Genomic DNA, 17,153 nt, shown 5'->3' with positions numbered 1-17,153 from the left:
TATAGAGTTCTGGTAATGACAAAAATGACGTCAAATATTCCATTGTTTTAGTATTTTACAGATAGTATTTAGTCACCAACTGTTGTCATAATTTGCTGGATTTGTGACGATGGTAGCCAACATCTACATGAAAATATTAACAATTGTTTCTGCGGCAGTCTGTTTATTACTTTTTAATCATGCGGTAGCTCAAAATGACTCTACTAAAATTGAGCTGACCGGTTACATTGATACCTACTACGCGTCCTATAGCAATAAGTTAGGACCTGATGAACTGCAGCCTTATGTGACTGTCGCTCCAAGAGACAATCAATTCGGACTTAATATCGCTGAAATAGGAGCAACATACAATACAGGAGAGGTTAGAGGAACTTTCGTAATTCAATATGGTGATATAGCTGAAGCAACATGGTCAGAAAGGTTTAGAACCATTCAAGAGGCATGGGTTGGGTTGGAAGTAACAGAAGGCCTTTGGTTAGATGGTGGATTTTTCACAACACATATCGGAGCGGAAAGCTTCTTGCCCAAGAACAATTGGTTAAGTTCTACAGATATCGGAACCTTCAATGAGCCATTCTATCAAAGTGGGGCCAGGTTGTCTTATGAAAAATCTGAAAAATTTAAGGTGCAATTTCATCTGGTAAGTGGCTATAGTCTTTTCCTGGATAATAATGATGCAAAATCAATTGGGATTCTCTTCAATTATTTATTGAATGAAGAAATTTCTTTCTCTTATACAAATCTTTATGGAAGAGAATCTCCAGAGGGAGCAACTACCCAAATTAGATTCTACAATAACATTTATTTAACCTGGGATCCAAAACAAGAGGTGTCAGTTCTTGTTGGAGGAGATTTAAGCACACAAACCAATTCAGATTTGGAGGATCCGACTAAAACAGCAGTCATGTATAATGCGCTGGTAATCGCAAAATATCGATTGAACAATTATTATAGCACAACTGGCAGATTGGAGTATTTCAATGATGCGGATGGATTTATATCTGATGTGCTTGTAAATAAGAATGGTGTTAACCAAGGTTTAAAAGCGACTGCTTTTACGCTTGGATTTGAATATGCACCTACTAAGCAATCTTATCTTCGATCAGAGTTGAGATGGACATGGGCTGATGAAGACTTAGAAATATTTAATAAAGGCGGTAATGCTTCGAATATACGCGCAGAGTTTATAATAAATATGGGTTTTTATTTTAACAAAAGGCTCAAGTAGATAAGGACTGTCCAATCCACATTAGCTGAAATTGTATATTAATTAATTGTAAACATCACCGCGCTTACCCGATTGAGTGTTATATTGGCTGAATTAGTGGTGATGTTGAGTAAAGAGTGATAAAACAGCTAATTTTTCAACCAGTAATTGTTTTACTATTTCTCCAAGGACTTGCTGCACAGCAGGTAATCTTGTTTCAAGGAGGTAAACAGGAGCGAATAAACCATCATACGCAAGTATATTTATCCAAAGACACCATAGATGGATCTGAGGCATGGGAACAAATTCAGACTGGGCAACTTCAGCAAATAAGTGAGAAAATTAATCCAGGTATTACATCCTCAGCTTTTTGGGCACTTTTTGAGATTAAGAATATTAGTGATGAAGAACTTCTATACTTGGAAGTCGATTACCCTCAATTAGATTACCTACAACTTTATCAAATTACCGGAGACTCCATAGTTTTACTTGACGAAACAGGTGACCGCTTCCCATTTGTACAAAGACCTATTCAGTATCGGAATTTCGTTTTTCAGATTTCCATTCCAACTGACTCCTCTGGTAAATACCTTTTGAATATTGACAAACGATTATCAGCCGCTCGATTTCCTCTAAATCTATACGCTGACTCATCATTCTGGCAGATGTACAATGGAGAAGCTATTTTCTATGGTTTTTGCTTCGGTTCTTTAGCTCTTGTAATCCTGCTTTCTATGATTGTTGGGGTTAGATTGAAAATGTCAATCTTTATTTGGTATTCCTTGTATGTATTAACCTTTGGTCTGAGATGTTTTGCAAAACTTGGATATGGTTATCAGTTCATTACATCTGATTATTCAGATCTCAATACCCACTTCTTTCCATTTACTACACAACTAGCAATGATCTTTTTGATCTTGTACATCCAGCATTATTTCTCTACTCAAGAAACTATGCCTCGCTTTAATAGACTGATGAATGGTTGGTTAGTTCTTTTTGTAGTTAGTTCAATCGTATGGGCCTTTGCGCCAGATTTTATAGTTTCCGCTGGACCAGTGTTAATCTCGATGAGATATGCGGTAGTCCTGAGCATTATCATATTTGCCTACAGCAGTGCCATTAATTACTTAAAAATTGATTCGTTTAGGGCGCAAATATTCATTGCAGGATACTCTCTCTTCTTCTTAGGTGTTCTGAGTCAAATATTAATGGAGTATGGTGCAATCGACTCATCCCTGGTACCAGGAGATCCTCTTTTTGCCGGATTCTTCTTTGAAGTGGCCGTTTTGTCTTACGCAATGATCGTTCTGTTGGTAAAAGTGATTAAAGAGAAAGATAACCTTGAATTATCAAATATTAAGTTGAAGGATTTAGTATCTCAACTTGAGGTAAAGTCTACTGAAGGTGATCCTTCTTACGTAATTCTGAAGAGCAAGGCAGTAGTAGATCCACATAAAATTAGATACATCCAATCCGATGATCATTACATCGAGTTTCATCTCAATGACAAAGCAAGACCAGAAATTGATCGTAATAAACTAAGTTCGATATTGGATGTGCTACCACCGCAGTTTGTTCAGATTCACAGATCCACGATCGTTAATCTGGAATATGTAAAAACAATTTATGGCAGCTACTTACTGCTGAAGGATGGTGAGGAACTAAAGCTCTCGAGAACATATAGGTCTCAATTAGAAGAGCGACTCGCTAAATAGCTGCATTTCGCGTCAGCTAATCTGCAACTCACGACAAAAAGTTGCTACAACCGAATTAAGGGCACTTAATTAGGGGTATCAATCAACTATCCGCATCATGAAAGTATCCAAGAGAAAAATTGAGGACCAGCTAACCAATCGTGAAATTCAACTTATCAGATGGTTAAGTCAGGGTTTGTCCAGAAGTGAAATTGCGGATAAGATGGCAATGAGTATCCACACATACGACGGATACCGAAAAAATATACGCATGAAACTCCAAATACGTAATCAGGCAGATTGGGCCCGAGTACTCATGCAAGTGGCATAAAATACCCATTGATAGGTATTGAATTAATGCCGTAATAGATCGACCTTTAGTTTATAGAGTAATAGTAGTAGTAATATTTCACTCAACTAAGGAAGCTTGCCAAAAGTGGCGAGCTAAGGCCACCCCGGTGATTCACCGGGGTTTCTTGTTTAGGTAGACTTATTCTCAAATTGAGAATATTCCTGTTTTATTAACCAACTGCTTAAGTCATTAAATGACAGATAATCAGGTGTTTAATGCTATTTTATAAGAATCTGGAATGATAATTTCATGAAAATAGGTGAAACAAATACACTTATAACATGGATTTTGGACTTTCTAAAGCTTTAAACATATTAAATGACAAACTTCAAGGGTGGCTGGAGTCTTTAACAGCAATGCTTCCCAATTTCGCTGTTGCAGTGATTGTAATGGTGACTTTCATACTTGCGGCCAAAGGAGTCAGGGCGGTAGCTAGTAAACTATTCAAAAGATTTTATGACAAGCCAGCAATCAGAAATCTATTCACTACCATTGTTTATATAGCAGTATTAGGCATTGGTTTGATGGTGGCTTTAAATGTCTTACATCTAAAACAAACGGTTTCCTCACTTTTAGCAGGTGCTGGTATCATTGGTTTGGCACTAGGTTTTGCATTTCAAGACATTTCGGCAAATTTCATTTCAGGAGTTTTGATTGCGATAAGAAAACCTATTGAAGTGGGTGATATCATTAAGATCCAAGACTATATGGGAACAGTTGATGAAATCAATTTGCGCGTTACCGTTTTAAAAACCTTTCAGGGACTTCATGTAATCATTCCTAATAAGGAAGTTTTTCAGAACCCATTGACCAACTACACCAAGACCAACGAACGAAGAATAGACTTGGAATGTGGAGTTTCCTATGGTGATGACTTAGAGAAAGCTAAAGATGTTGCTTTAAAAGCGGTTGAGGAGCTACCCTACCTGATGGAGGGAAAAGACGTAAAGTTATTTTATACAAGCTTCGGAGATAGCTCCATTAATTATGTGCTTCAGTTTTGGATCAAATATCCTGATCAGCCTGGGTTTTTAGAGGCTAGGAGTGAAGCTATAATGGCGGTTAAAAAAGCGTATGATGAAAACAACATTACAATTCCTTTCCCAATACGCACATTAGATTTTGGAATTAAGGGTGGTGAGGCACTCTCTGATATGAAAGTACAAATGAGTTCGAAAAACGGCCAAAAGAAACAAACCCAAAGCGCCTAATAAGTGTTGGATTGATATAAACGTTAAAAGAATAGAATTATGGAAGAAATGAAAATATTAAAAGAAGCAGAAATTGATCATAAGAATAAATATGAAGAGAGCATCAAGGCTTTCGCAGATAAACTAGAGGAAAAAATCAATTCACTCAAGGGAAAAGCTTCAGAGGTGGAAAGTTCTACCAAAGAAAAATTTGAAAATCAGATTGAAACACTGAAGACAAAAAAGGATGCTTTCAAGGAGCAGTATGAAAAAATAAAAGATACGAGTGAGGATAAGTGGAACGAAGTGAAAGGGGATGTGTCTCAAAAAGTTGACAGCATTAAAGAAGAAACAGAAACTGCATATGTAGGAATACGAGATGGTTTCTCTTACCTCTTTGATAAGCTGAAGAAATAAAAATTTATCTATTAAAGGAAGCCGACACAAAATGTCGGCTTTTTCATTTTGTGTAAAATGATCTTTTGAGTGGTGTAAATGATAAATTCTTCTTCTATATACTTGCGCCTTGGTAAATAATTAACCCTAAAATTGAAATGAAGAAAATATTGTTCTTGATGTTTTTAGTAGTAGGAATCGGGACGATTTCTGCTCAGGATGAAGTTGAATTTAGTGAAGAAGATTACACGAAATATGCAACTGTTATGCTATGGGCTGAAATGGAGAAAGAGCGAATGACTGGAGTTTACAATGACTGGATCAATAATGATGAGGCATTGGCTGCAGCAAGATTTGTAGAAATTAAATCTGCAAAAGGTGACTCTGTAAAACTTCAGGAAATTGAAGTGACCACTGAAGAACTTACAGCTTTTGAAACCATTCAAGTGAATTACGATTCAATGACCGCTTCTTTCAAAGAAGTTTATATCGGAAAGATCAAAGAAGACATTGGAGCTGGCTTATACAATAAGTTAAAGAAGGCTCTTAAAGCAGACGCAAATATTAAGACTCAGTATAAAGCAGTTTATGATGCTTTGAAAGAGGAGAGTGCTGCTACAGAGGAAGACGAGGAAACAGAACAATAGCCTTTTTGCATTAAGATATTAAAGCCTCACCATTTGTGAGGCTTTTTTATTGGAGTGAAATACCGCTCTTCTCCAGCTTAATCAATTTCTTTTTATAGAGAATGCCTACAGAACGTTTAAAGTTTTTCTTACTCATTTGAAGTTGCGATTGAATTTCATCGGGATCACTTTTGTCATGAAGTGATAAAAAACCTTCGTTCTTTTTTAATTCATACAGTATTTGTTGAGCGCCAGCTTCCAGATTTTCAATTCCTTCTTTTCTAAGGCTGATATCAATTTTACCATCTTCTCGTACATTCTTCACAAACCCTTTGACACGGTCACCTTCGAGCACGTCATGGAATAGCTCACTCTCAAAAATCAATCCCTTATGCCGATTGTTGACTACCACGTTTAATCCCAGGTCAGTGGTGTTTGCTATGAGTAAATCAACTTCTTCACCAGCTTCCAATTGAATATCATCGTCATAGTATTTAGCAATCTTCGCTGTAGCAGCAATTCGGTCTGTTTTTTCATCAAGAAAAACATACACAAGACACCACTGTCCTCTATTCAATTTACCCTTCTGCTCACGAAAAGGCACCAATAAATCCTTATCGATTCCCCAATCCAAAAAAGCACCTACATTGCTTGTGTCTGTCACCTTTAGGTAAGCAAATTGATTGACCTCTGAATAAGGCTTTTGCGTGGTGCAAATAATCCGATCTTCTGAGTCTCTGTAAACAAAGACTCTTAATTGATCGCCAACTTTAGTTCCGTTGGGGATGTATTTGGTGGGAAGGAGCACATCATCTTCATCATCGGTCAGGTAAGCTCCCGGGTCTGTGATTCGATCTACCTTTAAGGTATGGTATTCGCCAATATTCATTGGCACAAAGGTAGATCACATTTTTTCCTTGCTAAATTTTCATTTCAGGAATGTCACCATCTACAACCAGCCTTCCTTCTGTTGCATGCTTGATTTCTTCCACTGATATACCTGGCGCACGTTCAATCAGTTTAAAACCTTCAGGAGTTACATCCAAAACAGCCAGATTAGTGACAATCTTTTTCACACATTGTACGCCTGTAATTGGCAAGGTGCATTTGCTCAGGAGTTTGGATTCACCAGCACGATTGGTATGCATCATAGCGACAATGATATTTTCAGCTGAAGCTACCAGATCCATGGCGCCACCCATTCCTTTCACCATCTTTCCTGGAATTTTCCAATTAGCAATGTCTCCATTGTCGGCCACCTCCATGGCACCAAGCACAGTTAGCTGAACATGCTGGCCTCTTATCATCGCAAATGAGGTAGAAGAATCAAAGATAGATGCACCCGGAAGAGTAGTTACCGTTTGTTTTCCAGCATTAATGAGATCAGCATCCACTTGATCTTCCGTAGGGAAGGGGCCCATGCCAAGCAATCCATTCTCCGATTGAAATTCGACATCAATTCCCTCAGGTATATAGTTGGCCACCAAAGTAGGGATGCCAATACCTAAATTCACATACCAACGATCTTGCAATTCTTGAGCGATCCTTTTAGCTATTCCGTTTTTATCAAGCATATCTTTTTCAATTTGAAGATTTTACAATTTGATGATTTGATGATTTTGCGCCACGTTTTGACGACCCTATTATTTTTGACAACACACGGATTACAGAAAGAAGATCCTCATTGATTGTACCTGGAGAAGGATATGTTTTAGCTATTTCGCATAATTTTAACCAGTATTGAGTTTCATCTGCCTCTTTAGCTGCAATTTTTAACTTATGAATAAAGTCTGCTTTGCTCTCCGCATTTTGAGCCTCGTGAACATTTGCTCCAATGGAAGTTCCGGACTTTAGAATTTGATTAGCAATAACAAACTTTTTTTTGCTTTCTAATAGTTCTGCATATTCGATGATTTTTAAAGCAAAATCAAAACTCAAATCAACTATTAGATTTTCCTTGTCATTTCTCATCTTCAAATCTTTTCATTTTCAAATCCACTCATCGAGTAGTTCTCTGTTCTATACGTTTTTCATATTTCTCTCCCTGGAAGATCCTTTGTACAAAAATTCCTGGAGTGTGAATGAAGTTTGGATCAAGTTCTCCGGGCTCCACCAATTCCTCTACCTCGGCGATGGTGACTGTTCCCGCCATGGCCATTGGAGGATTGAAATTACGCGCCGTGCCTTTAAAAACAAGATTCCCTGCTCGATCGCCTTTCCATGCTTTAACAATGGCGAAATCCGCCGTTAGCGCCGATTCCAAGATGTGAGGCTTTCCATTAAACTCCCGAACTTCTTTTCCTTCTGCTACTTCAGTGCCATATCCAGCCGGAGTAAAGAATGCTGGAATGCCTGCGCCACCAGCTCTACAACGTTCAGCCAGTGATCCTTGAGGAATTAAATCCACTTCAAGTTCACCGCTAAGCATCTGTCGCTCAAATTCTGCATTCTCACCAACGTAGGATGAAATCATCTTTTTGATTTGCTTTTTCTGAAGCAATAATCCTAAACCAAAATCATCAACTCCTGCATTATTAGAGATGCAGGTTAAGCCTTTAATATTTGCCCGAACAAGGGCAGCAATAGAATTTTCCGGGATACCGCACAGCCCAAAGCCGCCCAGCATCAAAGTCATATCATCTTTAATTCCACGGATGGCTTCATCCGCATTGGCTACTACTTTGTCAATCATGGTTTGAAGTTAGAAAGCTAATTGGAATTAAAAAAGGAAGACGTGGGTCTGCCGGGTAGTTTGTGCTGGAATGATCACTTCTCCAGAATATCTGCAATGAAGCCATTGCCAATGCTTCCGATTATTTCGGTGATCCCATCGCCTTTAATATTTCCGAGTAATACTATTGTTAAATCAAACGCTGGATAGATTAATAGGACACTACTACCACCTTTACCGCTACCAGTATGCACATAATAGGTGTATCCGGATGTTTCAGTTTTATTCACTCCTAAACCAAATGCATATGTTCTTAAGTCAGGATTAAGCGTTTTATATAGGAAGGAGTTTGGATTGGATTTTTCTTTTTTCAACCGAGTCATGTGAAGCAAAGCAAGATCTTCTGCAGTACCAATAAATCCACCGCCTCCAAACTTGCAGCTATTGTCAACTGTGGTTTCTTTACCGGATAATTTCTTCCTATTCCATTTGTCATATCGGACTGCCTGATTTGATGCCAAATCAGACCCTTGTACTCTTTCAATACTGGATAATCCAATCGGCTCAAAAACGTTTTGATGAAAGAAATCATCAAATGGAGTATGTGTCACTTTGACAATGAGGTGCGATAGCAGTACATAACCAAATGAACTGTATTTAACTTCTGTGCCCGGTTTTGATTCAAGTGGATCATTGATAAATGTTTGAATAGCCTCTGAAGGAGACCCACAGTTCTGAGTGCTTAGCTTCATCCACTCACCTTTATTGTAATGCCTGATGCCAGCTGAATGGTTCAGTAAGTTTCGAACGTTGACTTGATCATATTGATCAGGAAGCGTGTCATCGTAAAAGGTGATTGGTTTATCAAGGTCTATTAAACCCTTTAGCATAAGATCATACAGTGCCATCCCGAGTATAGATTTTGAAAGACTATAATAAAGAAATCGATGATCAGGAGTCACCTGTTCTTCTGTATTTGCATTGGCATAGCCAAATCCTTGATTCCATATGATTTCATCACCAACCCCTACTGCAACGGAAACTCCTGGATATTCATCAAGAATGCTCTGGATCTGCTTCTGAGAATTCTCAATTGCCGTTGAATAATCTTTTTGGCCGTAACCTAGTTTTGGGACAAGGAATACTGCCAATGAAAAAATCAGCATCGGTCTCATCAACATGATTCTCATTTCTTAAAGAGTCTTACACTTTACAATAGTTGCACAATAAGAAAGCCACTCTCTGAAGTGGCTTTCATAAATGAATTTTATCTACTCATCTTTCAAACACTCTACAGGATTCACTTTGGTCGCTTTAATGGTTTGGTAGGCAATTGCCAGCAATGTCAATATTAAAGCTCCAAGTACAGGCAGTACAATCAAAGGAATTGAGATAGAAGTTCTGTATACAAAGCTTTCCAGCCAATCATTCATAAACCAATAAGCCAGTGGTAATCCGATGATAAAAGCAATGCCAATCAGGATAGCGAATCTGTTGCTAATGATCATCCAAATGCTTCCGGTACTAGCCCCCAGGACTTTTCGGACGCCAATTTCTTTCAACTTTGTCTCAATGATAAAACCAACCATACCAATTAATCCAAGGCATCCAATGAGTATTGCAATTACTGCAAATACTTTAATCATTGTTGCTAACCTTTCTTCTTTTTGATACTGTTCATTAAACATATCATCAACAAAACGATAATTAGCGTCCCCTTCAGGATCAAATTGAGCGTATACATTTTCCAGGTAATCAAGTGTGCCTCTGATATCCTGACCAGTCAGTTTTAGACTTACTCTTCTGTACCGGTCCCTTGTTAGAAAAAGTGTAGGTACAATAGGGCTATATAAGGACTCAAAATGGAAATCTTCCATGACTCCAACAACACGTCCCTGTGAGGGACCATAGCCAAGTTTTTTACCAATTACTTCTGTGGGATCATCAAAACCAAGGGCTTTGGACGCTGCGCGGTTAATAATATAGTAACCAGTTACAGTAGTATCAGGCATTAAATTGGTTTCCATGCCTTCTCTGAAGTTTTCACCTGCAAGAAGATCTATCCCGAAGGCATCCAGGAAATGTTTATCAACTGTAACCACAGGAAGTCTAAAACTTGTAGAAATAGCTGAATCCCCTTTAAAAAATCTGGAACCCCAACTATCTGCCAACCTACCTGTAGGGATTCGCGAGGAGAATGTGGCTTTTACAATATTAGGGTTTTTGAGTAGCTCATTTCTGAGTGTCTCATTATTATAATCCCCTCTTGGAAGAAACATGCTCACCATGTATTCTCTATCAAATCCCGGGTCTGAATTCCTGATGAAGTTCATCTGACTCTCAATCACACCAATTGCGAAAATTAGACCAATGGTTACCACGTATTGAAAGGTTACCAGATAAGATCTGAAGTTCCATTTACTTGCATTCATGGCTTGTTCACCTTTGAGCGCCTGCACAAGATTAATTTTTGACAGAAACAATGCTGGGTATAGGCCTGCTATGACACCAACTAATAGCATTAAAGAAACAAGTCCGAAAAATATATCTATCTGAATGAAAGGGTTGAATACCAATTCTTTACCCATAAATTCGTTCAGATAGGGCAAGGCCCAAAAGATTAGAATAACTGAAATGGGCAAGGATACAAAGACAATTAACAGGGATTCTGACAGAAATTGCTTGACCAGAGATGATTTAAAGGCACCAATCACCTTTCTTACACCAACTTCTTTCATTCTTCGTGAATAGTGTGAGGTAGCGATATTCATATAATTCACACATGCAACAAGTAGTAGTAAGAACCCAATTGCGGTGAAAATATATACCTGATCAATTGATCCGTTCGTTTCATATTCACCTTCAAGATTGGAAGTAAGGTGAATGTCTAGGATCGGTTGAAATACAAAATCATAAAATTCTCTTGCATAAACTCCTGGTTGAAATTCACCAATGTATTTATCCCAGAATTCTTCATTAGCACTAGCTGTTAACTTTGGAATATTAGCTCCGTTGGAAGTTCTGATGAATGTCATCCAGTTATAATTCCCGGTGGTGTTATTCATGGCATCTTCTCCCATGACAGTCTCAAGCAGGCGGATTGGAGCTAAATAATCAAAATGAAAATGTTGCTGATCCGGCATATCCTCCATAACAGCGGTCACTTTGAATGGAATTTCTTCTCCTTGTGCTGCCAGGATAACCGTTTCACCGACAACACCATTTTCTTCCCATTCAGACCCGAAAATTGTAACTGCTTTTGAGCGTGTCAGAACCAAAGAATAAATATCAGGAAATGCAGTCTCTGCTGAGCCTTCTAAAAACTGAAAGGAGAAAATTTCAAATGCATCATTATCACAGAAGATGACAGGTTCACTTTGAAATTCCTTCCCATCATATTTAATATCAGGGAAAGCCCATGGAAAGAATCGTGTAGCATGTGTAATCTCACTGTAATCGTCCTTTAATCTTTGTGCATGTCCGGCTGATGCAAACGCCCAGTGTCTGCTTAGATCTCCATCTGTTGTATAATTTTTTACAGTTACCCGGAAAATGTTTTCGGCATGTTCATGATGCCGATCATAGCTTAATTCATCTTTCACAAACAGTGCAATAAGCACGAATGCCGCTATTCCGGTTGATAAGCCAATTACATTAATTACCGTACTGGATTTGTACTTCCAGAGGTTTCTTAGTCCGATTTTGAAATAGTTCTTAAACATAGTCGTTTCCTTTTCTATTGAGTTTTGAGCTTCTATACGTTTAGCCATTTCAGGTTTAAATAGCCTGATTATTTGCCAGTTATACCATCTTTTAGCTTTTACTAGTCCATTACTTTTTATCAACAATTGATACTCCTCTTCCAGATCTCCCTGTACATCTTCAAAATAGTCCTCCTTAAGAAACCATTCTAAAAATCTTGTAGACCAGGAAGGGGGAGAATGCCGCTGCTTGTCCATGCCTTTGAATATTCATATGTAACATCAGGAATTGCTTTCCAAAGTTTCATTCGTGTCTCTTTCGCATAATCAAGAGCAGCCTTTCCTGTTTTGGTTACTTTGAAATACCTTTTTCTTTTACCACCTCGAATGGCCGTTGCTTCTCCAAAGCTGGATTTGAGATAGTCTTTCTTTTCCATTCTGCGAAGAGCGGTTTGGAGGGCACTTACACTCACCTTACGGTTTAATCGAGTTTCGATATCCTCTTTAATCGAGACACCATATGCGTCTTCATGAAGCACGGCTACAGTGAGTAAGACAATCTCCTCAAACTCCCCAAGTTGATATTCTTTCATGTTTACAATCTATTTAAAAGACCACTTGAAATGTCCATTTAATTTGAGCTGATACCTACTGGTTTCAACTGATAAATCACCCCTGATACATAGGTGGGATTTATGGAAATTTCATTTGGAAATGTTTTAATTACTAAATGTAAATTAAATATAAAATTTCTAAACGTAAATAATATAAGAAGGTTGGGCACAAAAAAACCGTTCGCCAGTTGGCGAACGGTCTACAAATTGATCTAACTTATTTAAAAATTAGATTGTTAGCTTAAAGTTAACAGGAACTGCGATGAATCCAACAACAGATTCACCCTTGCTATTTTTTGCTGGTTCGAATTTTAAATCCTTCAAAATATCTTTCACAGCATCTCTTAAGTCAGTACATGGATAATCCTCAAATCTGTGATTGATGACCTTTCCAGCTTTATCAATTTTTAGCATGACAAGCACTTGGCCTTCAATTCCTTTTGCTTTGCTGGATTCCGGATACTCTATATTGGAGATAATTTCTTTGTAGTTAGTAGGCTTGGGATTTTCAGCCTCTCCATTGGATGGAGTCGCAAAAGTGTTTAACACAAAAAATGCTAATGCTACAATTGAAAATATCTTCTTCATATCTATCCTGATTTTAATGTTTCCTAAATGTTAACCATTTAATAATGTAATGTTACGTTCCGTTCACATAAAATCAAAATTTGCGTAATAATTTCTTAACATTAAGATAACATTAGAAGATTTTTTCGATAAAATCGTTTATAAAACTGCCTAATGTCGGTTTTGTGGATAACTATTCTGTGATTTTAATTCATCGGTGACGTGCGAAAGTTATTTTCGTAAGTATGTCACTCACTATCTATCGATCATCTGCCGGGTCCGGTAAAACCTACACGCTTGCTAAAGAATACTTGAAGCTTGCTTTAAGATCAGAAGACTACTATCAAAAAATTCTTGCTGTGACTTTTACCAATCGAGCGGCTGAGGAAATGAAAGAACGCGTGCTCGAATTTTTGATTACCATTGCCAAAGGTGAACACGAATTGATTCCTAGTTTCGAAATAGAATTGAATAAATCAAGGACTCAGATTGTGCAGGCTGCTCAGGACTCGCTCTCACATCTACTTCACCATTACAGCTATTTCAACATCACTACAATAGATACCTTTTTTCACAGAGTAATTCGTTCTTTCTCTCGGGAAATTGGATTACAGGGAAGCTTTGGAATTGAACTGGATTCCGATAAAGTAGCTGAATTCATTACCTCAAGTGTATATGAAGGAGTAGAAAACAATCAACAACTCAGAAACTGGCTAGTTGAATTCTCAATGGAGGGATTGAGTGATGGAGAAGGCTATGAAACCAAAAACCAGGTTAGTAAACTAGCAAAGCAACTCTTTCAGGAAGAGTTTAAACTGCTTCCACAGCACCAGTTTTCAGATGAATCCATTAAGGAAAAAGTCAAAGATCTGAAATCCAATCTTCTGGAAAGGAAGTTGTCGTTTGAAAGAACACTTATAAAAGTAGCTGATCGATTTGATGAGGCCTTGGTTAGTTCTTCATTGTCAATTGAGGATCTCTCTTATAAATATTCCGGTCCCGGTGGGTTTTTTCTCAAGCTCCGAAAAAAAGAATATGATTCCTTAGAGACCAAGCGTGTGATTGCGGCCAAAGAAGATGCAACAGCCTGGACATCCAAATCAAGCGCTAAGAAGGATGTAATTATTCAGAATGCTGAATCCTCATTCATACCTCTATTGAATGAAGCACTTGATTTCATTAAAAGTAATGCCGAGGAATATTATACCGCATTAGCGGTGCTTAAGCATTTATACACACTGGGTCTGATGACAGATCTTGCAAACCGATTGCAGAATTACAAGAAAGAAGAGGAGGTTATCATGATCTCTGACCTACCTGATTTTCTATCACAAATCATTGATGATAGCGGATCACCATTCATTTATGAAAAAGTAGGTACCTGGTACTCACATTTCCTGATCGATGAATTTCAGGACACTTCGCAATTTCAATGGAATAACTTCAAACCGCTGCTGGAAGAAAGTTTAGGTAATGGAAACGAAAACATTATCGTAGGAGATGCGAAGCAATCTATCTATGGTTGGAGGGGTGGCGATCCTACACTTTTGCTTAATAAGGTTGAAGCGGATATTCCTCAAACGAATGTTGACAATACTAAAAATACAAACTGGCGAAGTGCAAAGAACATTGTAACATTCAATAATCAGCTTTTTAAATCATTACCCAAAATCATGATCGATGAAATGGAGGGGGTTATTTCTGAGAATGAACGGTCAATGATCCTTAAAACATATGATGGGGTGGAGCAAAAAATCGCATCAAAAAATGAAGAAGTAGAAGGGTACGTTTTTCTCGAATTTTTAGATGTTGAGGAGAGAAATGAATGGAAGCAAAACGCCCTGGAGCAGACCATTCATCAAATGGAACGATTGCTCACCGAGGGACATCACTTAAATGATATGGCGATTCTGGTTCGTTCAAACAAGGAGGCTGCAGAGATTGTCAACTACGTATTGGACTATCGCCGAACACATGAGACTAAGATCGAAGTTATTTCTGCTGAAGGTATGCTTCTAACCAATTCAGAGGTAGTTCAATTGATGCTTTCTGCTTTTAACCATCTTATAAATCCAGATGATGTAAGTGTGAAGGCAGACCTTACATTCAGGTATCAAAAGGTGATCAAACAGCAACCGTTTATCGATCATAGTGACTTCAGTAAACTGGGCCAAAGCGGACTGCCGGGAACCTTTACTAAATACAAACAACACCTTTTACATCTACCTATTCTCGAACTTGTAGAAGTCTTGGTTCGAACTTTCAACCTTAATTCCATAAAATCTGAAATCGTTTATCTTCAGGCGTTTCAAGATGCGGTGTTGGAGTATAGCAAAAATAATCGATCAGACTTGCGTTTATTTCTTGATTGGTGGGAGGATAATGGAAAGAAACGATCAGTGCAACTTACGGGAGCATTAGACGCAGTGGAAGTAATCACTTCTCATAAGTCAAAAGGCCTTCAATACCCAATTGTTTTTGTTCCGTTTTGCAATTTTGAAATGAACAGTAAGCCAAAACCTGTATGGTATGAATCTCCCTATACGAAGGGAGAAAATGTTCCTGTAGACTATAAGTCAGACTTGGAAAAAACCAGTTTCATTGAAAGTTACCAAAAAGACATAGCCAAGTGGCATTTAGAAAGTCTCAATGTGCTTTATGTGGCATTCACCCGGGCAGAGAATGCACTCATTGTTTATTGTGAACCACCTCCAAGCCGAAAGGACAAAATGTACAGTACTTCCAGCAAGCTATTATGGAGCTACTTTGAGAGTAACCCACAGGGCTGGGACGACTCAAGGAAAACTTATGAAATTGGTTCAATTCCTGTGAAGCATAGAGAATCGACGGATGACATGATATCTTTAAATAATTATGGCTCTAATAAATGGAGTAACAAATTGCAGGTTAGGAAGACCGGTAAAGCCTATTATGATGATGAGGTTGAAAAAAGTAGAAATGAAGGAATTTTACTTCATCAGATTCTGTCAGAGATCATTCATTATGATGATACGGAAAATGTACTTGTTCGCTATGAGCGAGGTATGCAGATTACAAAGGAGGATAAAAAGCGATATAGTAACCTGATTAATAATCTTTGGATGGATGAGAAGGTTAAATCGTGGTTCGATGGATCTTCAGAAGTAAAGACCGAAGTGGTAGTATTACCAAAAGATGGTGAAGTTAAGCGTATGGACAGAGTATTAATCGATGGGAATAAAGCCACGGTCATAGACTTTAAAAGTGGTCGTCCTAAGGCAAACGATAATCTACAGCTGAAGGAATATATAGCGCTACTGAAGGAGATGGGCTATGAAGTAGAAGGATACTTACTTTATTTAACCTCAGCGGAGGTTAGGTCGATCTAGATTCTTATCTTGAAAAAATAACCTTTGAGACTATCCATGATTAGAATCAAAAAAGAAGCATCCATTGGTGAGTTATTGACTGGTATATCATTAACGATTACAGTAATAGGCCTCTTTTTTGCCTGGAATAAGGAGAAAGAAATAGAAATTCAGAAACAAGCTCATGAAATAAGAGAAACGTATATAAGTATCAATTCACGGATTGATTATTGGCAAAATCTGAATCTTCACTTTTATGATAAAGTGGATGAAGTTATTCTGGAAACAACTATTGTGTTTCGTGATTCAAGAGATATGATCAAGGCAAGAGGATTTTTTTGGAAATCAGCTTTGGCTGAACGTAATGATATCGATCGGCAGATTTTTGAAACAGGCTTAGAACCCTATCATCTGGAATTGCTTTCTATGAGTCTTGATTTAGATAGTACCTACCTTCGGGCAGTAAAACAGGTAAGTTTCTTTTTAAGGAAGGAGTTTGAAAATTACATTGAAAAAAGTGCTAAAGAAATAGAGCAAGCCTCACTTGAGGATGCGAATCAAACGGCAATTCTCGGAAATAAGCTAAGGAAAATCAAAACAACGTATCAGAATCGGACCAATGATTTATTCCAAAACAAAATGGCTGATCTCAGGCAACACCTTCATCTGAACATCAATAAGAGTGATAAAGAACTGACTAGCAATTAGTCATTTTAAGATTTGAAATAACTGCTTATAGTCTTTTATTGACTTCTTTATCGACTCCACTTTCTTGGTTATCGAATCCT

At 37.9% G+C, this 17,153-nt stretch carries 16 protein-coding genes; 8 read left to right on the top strand and 8 right to left on the bottom strand.

Translation table 11 applies throughout. The annotated features are described in order from the left end of the window. Window positions 1-127 precede the first annotated feature (127 nt). The 6 genes from ACOMC3_RS10170 to ACOMC3_RS10145 all read left to right on the top strand — a co-directional run bounded on the left by ACOMC3_RS10170 (window position 128) and on the right by ACOMC3_RS10145 (window position 5,486). On the top strand, window positions 128-1,228 hold the full coding sequence (locus tag ACOMC3_RS10170) for an outer membrane beta-barrel protein (protein WP_420315776.1): 1,101 nt from the start codon (window positions 128-130) through the stop codon (window positions 1,226-1,228). A gap of 116 nt (window positions 1,229-1,344) precedes the next feature. Next, window positions 1,345-2,922: a 7TM diverse intracellular signaling domain-containing protein gene (locus ACOMC3_RS10165; RefSeq protein WP_420315775.1), complete on the top strand. Its 1,578-nt coding sequence runs from the start codon at window positions 1,345-1,347 to the stop codon at window positions 2,920-2,922. 97 nt (window positions 2,923-3,019) lie between these two features. Continuing rightward, window positions 3,020-3,232 (top strand): response regulator transcription factor, encoded by a 213-nt coding sequence (locus tag ACOMC3_RS10160; RefSeq protein ID WP_420315774.1) that lies wholly within the window; start codon window positions 3,020-3,022, stop codon window positions 3,230-3,232. A 302-nt stretch (window positions 3,233-3,534) separates the two neighbouring features. Next, window positions 3,535-4,464 carry a mechanosensitive ion channel family protein gene (locus ACOMC3_RS10155; RefSeq protein ID WP_420315773.1) on the top strand — a complete coding sequence of 310 codons (930 nt, stop codon included), beginning with the start codon at window positions 3,535-3,537 and terminating at the stop codon, window positions 4,462-4,464. A 48-nt stretch (window positions 4,465-4,512) separates the two neighbouring features. Further along, complete coding sequence (locus tag ACOMC3_RS10150) at window positions 4,513-4,860, top strand: hypothetical protein (protein WP_420315772.1); 348 nt, start codon at window positions 4,513-4,515, stop codon at window positions 4,858-4,860. Window positions 4,861-4,997: 137 nt separating this feature from the next. Continuing rightward, on the top strand, window positions 4,998-5,486 hold the full coding sequence (locus ACOMC3_RS10145) for a hypothetical protein (protein ID WP_420315771.1): 489 nt from the start codon (window positions 4,998-5,000) through the stop codon (window positions 5,484-5,486). A gap of 46 nt (window positions 5,487-5,532) precedes the next feature. Here ACOMC3_RS10145 and ACOMC3_RS10140 read toward each other — a convergent pair whose 3' ends face one another. The 8 genes from ACOMC3_RS10140 to ACOMC3_RS10105 form a co-directional block, all read right to left on the bottom strand. Continuing rightward, on the bottom strand, window positions 5,533-6,354 hold the full coding sequence (locus ACOMC3_RS10140) for a S1 RNA-binding domain-containing protein (RefSeq protein ID WP_420315770.1): 822 nt from the start codon (window positions 6,352-6,354) through the stop codon (window positions 5,533-5,535). Between the two features lie 31 nt (window positions 6,355-6,385). Further along, window positions 6,386-7,039 (bottom strand): 3-oxoacid CoA-transferase subunit B, encoded by a 654-nt coding sequence (locus ACOMC3_RS10135; protein WP_420315769.1) that lies wholly within the window; start codon window positions 7,037-7,039, stop codon window positions 6,386-6,388. 7 nt (window positions 7,040-7,046) lie between these two features. Beyond that, on the bottom strand, window positions 7,047-7,436 hold the full coding sequence (locus ACOMC3_RS10130) for a four helix bundle protein (RefSeq protein WP_420315768.1): 390 nt from the start codon (window positions 7,434-7,436) through the stop codon (window positions 7,047-7,049). A 28-nt stretch (window positions 7,437-7,464) separates the two neighbouring features. Then, entirely contained in the window at window positions 7,465-8,157 is a 693-nt protein-coding gene (locus ACOMC3_RS10125) for a CoA transferase subunit A (RefSeq protein ID WP_420315767.1), read from the bottom strand. Window positions 8,158-8,231: 74 nt separating this feature from the next. Continuing rightward, on the bottom strand, window positions 8,232-9,326 hold the full coding sequence (locus ACOMC3_RS10120; RefSeq protein ID WP_420315766.1) for a serine hydrolase domain-containing protein: 1,095 nt from the start codon (window positions 9,324-9,326) through the stop codon (window positions 8,232-8,234). A gap of 81 nt (window positions 9,327-9,407) precedes the next feature. Then, complete coding sequence (locus ACOMC3_RS10115) at window positions 9,408-12,095, bottom strand: FtsX-like permease family protein (protein ID WP_420315765.1); 2,688 nt, start codon at window positions 12,093-12,095, stop codon at window positions 9,408-9,410. Then, window positions 12,047-12,430 carry a PadR family transcriptional regulator gene (locus ACOMC3_RS10110; protein WP_420315764.1) on the bottom strand — a complete coding sequence of 128 codons (384 nt, stop codon included), beginning with the start codon at window positions 12,428-12,430 and terminating at the stop codon, window positions 12,047-12,049. The genes ACOMC3_RS10115 and ACOMC3_RS10110 overlap by 49 nt, the downstream gene beginning before the upstream one ends. Before the next feature lie 249 nt (window positions 12,431-12,679). Further along, complete coding sequence (locus ACOMC3_RS10105; RefSeq protein WP_420315763.1) at window positions 12,680-13,039, bottom strand: TonB family protein; 360 nt, start codon at window positions 13,037-13,039, stop codon at window positions 12,680-12,682. Window positions 13,040-13,263: 224 nt separating this feature from the next. Here ACOMC3_RS10105 and ACOMC3_RS10100 point away from each other — a divergent pair, with 224 nt between their 5' ends. Together ACOMC3_RS10100 and ACOMC3_RS10095 are read left to right on the top strand one after the other, a co-directional pair. Next, entirely contained in the window at window positions 13,264-16,386 is a 3,123-nt protein-coding gene (locus ACOMC3_RS10100) for a UvrD-helicase domain-containing protein (RefSeq protein ID WP_420315762.1), read from the top strand. A gap of 36 nt (window positions 16,387-16,422) precedes the next feature. Then, window positions 16,423-17,073: a hypothetical protein gene (locus ACOMC3_RS10095; protein WP_420315761.1), complete on the top strand. Its 651-nt coding sequence runs from the start codon at window positions 16,423-16,425 to the stop codon at window positions 17,071-17,073. The last annotated feature ends 80 nt before the right edge of the window (window positions 17,074-17,153 follow it).

Origin of the sequence: Ekhidna sp. (assembly GCF_965212185.1) — a bacterium.
In the GTDB taxonomy this organism is placed as follows: domain Bacteria; phylum Bacteroidota; class Bacteroidia; order Cytophagales; family Cyclobacteriaceae; genus Ekhidna.
Note: the sequence above shows the minus strand (reverse complement) of the source record. Positions and strands in the feature narration are given on the sequence as shown.